The organism is Planktothrix serta PCC 8927, from assembly GCF_900010725.2.
GTDB classification, from domain to species: Bacteria; Cyanobacteriota; Cyanobacteriia; order Cyanobacteriales; family Microcoleaceae; genus Planktothrix; species Planktothrix serta.
This window is the reverse complement of the sequence record NZ_LR734859.1, coordinates 1-4711: the sequence shown is the minus strand read 5'-3', so window position 1 is coordinate 4711 and position 4711 is coordinate 1. Positions and strand designations below refer to the sequence as shown.

The 4711-nt window shown below is 41.5% G+C and carries 3 protein-coding genes, 1 pseudogene and 1 riboswitch; of the genes and pseudogenes, 3 read left to right on the top strand and 1 reads right to left on the bottom strand.

Annotation, left to right across the window (positions count from 1 at the left end; all coding sequences use genetic code 11):
* The first annotated feature begins 129 nt into the window (after nucleotides 1–129).
* A complete protein-coding gene (locus tag PL8927_RS08205) occupies nucleotides 130–537 on the top strand; it encodes a DUF1824 family protein (RefSeq protein ID WP_083619578.1) in 408 nt (135 codons plus the stop codon).
* A 67-nt stretch (nucleotides 538–604) separates the two neighbouring features.
* Here the strand turns inward: PL8927_RS08205 and glgA are convergent, their stop codons facing one another.
* A complete protein-coding gene (gene glgA, locus PL8927_RS08200) occupies nucleotides 605–2044 on the bottom strand; it encodes a glycogen synthase GlgA (RefSeq protein WP_083619575.1) in 1440 nt (479 codons plus the stop codon).
* A gap of 234 nt (nucleotides 2045–2278) precedes the next feature.
* Between glgA and PL8927_RS08195 the strand changes: the two genes are divergently transcribed.
* Both PL8927_RS08195 and thiC read left to right on the top strand, forming a co-directional pair.
* Nucleotides 2279–2836, top strand: coding sequence for a hypothetical protein (locus PL8927_RS08195; RefSeq protein ID WP_083619572.1), 558 nt, complete (start codon nucleotides 2279–2281; stop codon nucleotides 2834–2836).
* Nucleotides 2837–3078: 242 nt separating this feature from the next.
* Nucleotides 3079–3178: riboswitch (TPP riboswitch) on the top strand.
* Nucleotides 3179–3180: 2 nt separating this feature from the next.
* Nucleotides 3181–4566: pseudogene (gene thiC / locus PL8927_RS08190) on the top strand (phosphomethylpyrimidine synthase); the annotation flags it as partial.
* Nucleotides 4567–4711 lie beyond the last annotated feature (145 nt).

Below are 4711 nucleotides of genomic sequence, written 5' to 3'. Positions count from 1 at the left end.
TATTGGTGCGTGTGCTGATCGCTGTGATTGCTATTGGTGCGTGTGCTGATCGCTGTGATTGCTATTGGTGCGTGCGCTGATCGCTTACGCACCCTACACTTTTGTTGTATTAGGATTTTATTAAAATCAATGTCATTAACAATTCAAGATGCTGAAGGGATTTTAAAAGGCTTTATTTGTACGGATACGATTCCGAGTATTTCCGAGGAAGAAAAAGTTAAAATTCAAACGGCTTTATTATTGCTAACTCGTGAATCTGAATATCAAATGATTGGAATTTGTGCAGATTCTAGGGAACAAGCATTAACAGCATTAACCGAATATTTAAAAGCTTTTCAATATTCTATGAACGTTGAAGAAAATGCTTTAGATCCTGTTGAAGGATCAGTTTATTTAAAATTCAATGGTCGCAGTCAAACCTTTTATATTAGCCCCTATTTAGATAAATATCGAGGAGTGTTAATTTCATTTCAATCAACTGAAGAAAACGGAATTAATGGAGTATACGGACATTTTCCGTTAGATTTATTTGCTTAAATTTATCAAAAACGAATAGAGAAACCAGGTCTCTAATCGATATAAACCTGGTTTCTTAGATGAACTTTTAAACAACAACACTAGAACTTGGTTGTGGAGGTGGAGCCGCTTCCTGTTCAGAAGGAACACCCCCATAACTATCCATTACTCTGCTGTAGAGTTGAATATATTCTTTAGCAGAATTTTCCCAACTAAAGTTTTCACTCATACCCCGACGTTGCAGTTCTCGCCATTGATCTTTAAACCGGAAAGCTTCAGAAGCTCGAACCATTGAGGTATAAAAATCTAAAGGTTCATAGCGATCAAAACAGTATCCAGTTCCCTGATAATTAATCGGATCATTATAGGATACCGTATCGACTAAACCCCCAGTGCGTCGAACAATGGGAACACAACCGTAACGCATTGACAACATTTGACTAATGCCGCAAGGTTCAAACCGACTCGGCATCACAAACGCATCACAACCCGCATAAATCCGCCGAGATAAGGCATCATTAAACAATAATTGTGTCGTCATCCGACCCGGATAACGCGATGCCATGTGCCATAATTGGGTTTCATAATAGCGATCGCCTGTTCCCAAAACAATCAATTGACAATCGCTATAAGATAAGAATTGATCCATAATTTGAATTACCAGATCAATCCCTTTCTGTTCGACCAATCGTGTTACCATTCCCATTAAGAAAGTATTAGAATTCACTTCTAATCCGACTTCTTCTTGAATTGCAACTTTATTGACGCGGCGATTTTCCAAACTATCAGCAGTAAACCGTTCAGGAATATAAGGGTCAGTAGCCGGGTTATAGGAATTCGTATCAATTCCATTTAAAATTCCCGACATTTTGCCACTAATGTATGATAGCAGCCCTTCTAAATTTTCCCCATAGGCTGCGGTTTGAATTTGTTGGGCGTAAGTGGGTGAAACGGTCGTCACGACATCAGCAGCTTGTACCGCCGCCGCCATTGTATTGTGACCCTGCATATACCAAGGACACCAAGTAATCCGTTCCAAATACCAACGCCAAGGCCCTTGATACGCTAAATTATGAATAGTGAAGACTGTAGCAATATCCGGCGTTTCGTGCATCCAGACGGGAATCATGCCAGTATGCCAGTCGTGGCAATGAATAATATGGGGTTTCCAATAATTCCACGCAAATTCAGCCGCGCCACTGGAAAATAAAGTGAACCGCCATTCTTCATCCTCTCCGTAGTACACACGACGAGGCATAAAGGATGGATGTCCAAATAAATATAATGGCACATCAGTTTTTGGAAATACCGTTTCAAAGACAGCGAAACGCTGGTACATGGCATTTCCCCACCAGATCGGATCTTTCGGGATTTTGATCTTATCAGGGAGGAAGCCATAATAGGGCATAAAGATGCGAACATCGTGTCCCATTGCACGCAATACCTGCGGCAATGCACCGACCACATCTCCCATCCCGCCAACTTTCGCTAAAGGTGCCGCTTCTGCGGCGACAAATAGAATTCGCATTTTAATTTTGCGTTCCCTTAGTTGCTCCGTAACGTCATCATACCTGTCTGGGCGTACTATTGAAACGCTTTGATCGAGTTTGCTGAATTTGCTATCTCAGTTAATCGAAAGGGTGATGTCCGCTTTCGGCAAATATTGTATGTTGGAATTAGCAACAAACCTTACCGAAATCTAGTGAATTTATGCTGTAGCTAAATACTCGGTTGTCAATGCCTTTCGCAGGAGATTCAAAAAATGCTTGATCAACTGCTCAATTCTGTTTCATTCTGGGGTCGGTTTTACAAGGCATTCACCAAACTTTCCCCCCTTGTTAATACTTTAGCCTTAAGTGTGATCGTGGGTTTAGGGGAAATTCCCTTTGCACACGCACAAAACATTTCACAAAATCCTAACAATACCGCTTTAGAAACTGCTTCTGTCCAACATCATTTTCTCGAAGATGGGGTGTACCTCTATGGTCAATCTCCTCAACCGGAACAAATTGGACAATCTTACATGGTGTTTGAAGTTAAGCAAGGTCAGGTAACTGGGGCGTTTTATATGCCGCGCTCGTCTTTTGACTGTTTTACTGCGGTTCCCGAAGGAAATCAGCTTAATTTAAACATCATTGAAAGTTACAGTCAAGAAGCTTATTCCTATCGGATTGGTTTTAATAATACTGCTGTTGTTGCCAAAGCCGGAGGTCAAGGAACAGAAAAAAATAATATTGTTTTAGAAGGGTTTCATCGCCTTCCGAATGTTAGTGAAAATGATGCTCGAATTCTCACTCAATGTCAAGGTGATTTTAATTAAGGGGAGTAGGATGTTAGGTTTTAGGTGTTGCAATTTTCATCCTTCAACTTTTTAACCCCTGAGCATTAACCCCAATTCAATCTAATCATAGACTTTGTAGGGACGATACAGGCATCGCCCCTATGGTATTTGTTCAGAAAATCTGATTGATTTAAGTATAATTACACCCCGAATTATCCTGATCTTTGCAAAGATTTGATTAAATTGTACTCAGTTAACAGAAATTATGATACCATCTTCAACTAATAAGCTAGGGGTGCCTGCTAAGTTCAGGCTGAGAAAAGACACCCTTGGAACCTGAGTCCGGTTAGTACCGGCGGAGGGAAGCTGTTAATAAGAGGAAATTCAATATGCGGACAGAATGGATCGCCAAACGGCATGGACAGAGCAACGTTTCTCAAATGCACTACGCCCGTCAAGGTGTTATTACCGAAGAAATGAACTATGTTGCTCAACGGGAAAACCTTCCGGCTGAGTTAATTCGAGAAGAAGTCGCACGGGGACGGATGATTATTCCTGCTAATATTAATCATCCGAATTTGGAACCGATGGCGATTGGAATTGCCTCTAAATGTAAAGTCAATGCTAATATTGGGGCTTCTCCCAATTCTTCTAATTTAGAAGAAGAAGTAGCTAAACTGAATTTAGCCGTTAAATATGGCGCAGATACGGTGATGGATTTATCCACCGGAGGCGGGAATTTAGATACCATTCGGACTGCTATTATTAAAGCTTCTCCGGTTCCCATTGGTACTGTTCCCATTTATCAAGTTTTAGAAAGTGTTCACGGCAAAATTGAAAGTCTCACCCCCGATGATTTTCTTCATGTGATTGAAAAACACGCCCAACAGGGTGTGGATTATATGACGATTCATGCAGGTTTATTAATCGAACATCTGCCCTTAGTTAGAAGTCGAATTACTGGAATTGTGTCTCGTGGGGGTGGAATTATTGCCCGTTGGATGCTCCATCATCACAAGCAAAATCCCCTTTATACCCACTTTGACGATATTATTGAAATCTTCAAAAAATACGATGTTTCTTTTAGTTTAGGGGATTCTTTACGCCCCGGTTGTACCCATGATGCCTCCGATGATGCTCAACTGGCGGAATTGAAAACCCTCGGACAATTAACTCGTCGCGCCTGGGAACATGATGTACAAGTGATGGTAGAAGGCCCTGGTCACGTTCCGATGGATCAAATTGAATTTAATGTTAAAAAACAGATGGAGGAATGTTCAGAAGCTCCCTTCTATGTTTTAGGGCCGTTAGTAACAGATATTGCCCCCGGTTATGATCATATTACTTCTGCCATTGGGGCGGCGATCGCGGGTTGGCACGGCACAGCAATGTTATGTTATGTCACACCCAAAGAACACCTAGGTTTACCCAATGCAGAAGACGTCAGAAATGGGTTAATTGCCTATAAAATTGCCGCCCATGCTGCGGATATTGCTCGTCATCGCATTGGAGCCCGTGACCGTGATGATCAGTTATCAGAAGCCCGGTATAATTTTGATTGGAATCGTCAATTTGAGTTATCCTTAGACCCAGAACGGGCGAAAGAATATCACGATGAAACCCTTCCGGCGGATATCTACAAAACGGCTGAATTCTGTTCGATGTGTGGGCCGAAATTCTGTCCGATGCAAACAAAAATGGATGCAGATGCGTTAACAGAATTAGAGAAGTTTTTAGCTAAGGAAAAAGAAGTTGTGACTCAAAGTTAATCGAGGGAATAAGTAGAATACCTTCGGTATTTTTGACTTGAGTGCGCTCGCTTCCTCAACCCGTAGGGTGAGTAAGCGTAGCGCACGCACCATCCCTAACCCGAAGAAACCCGGTTTCTGATTAATCAAATTTTTAAATAAATTG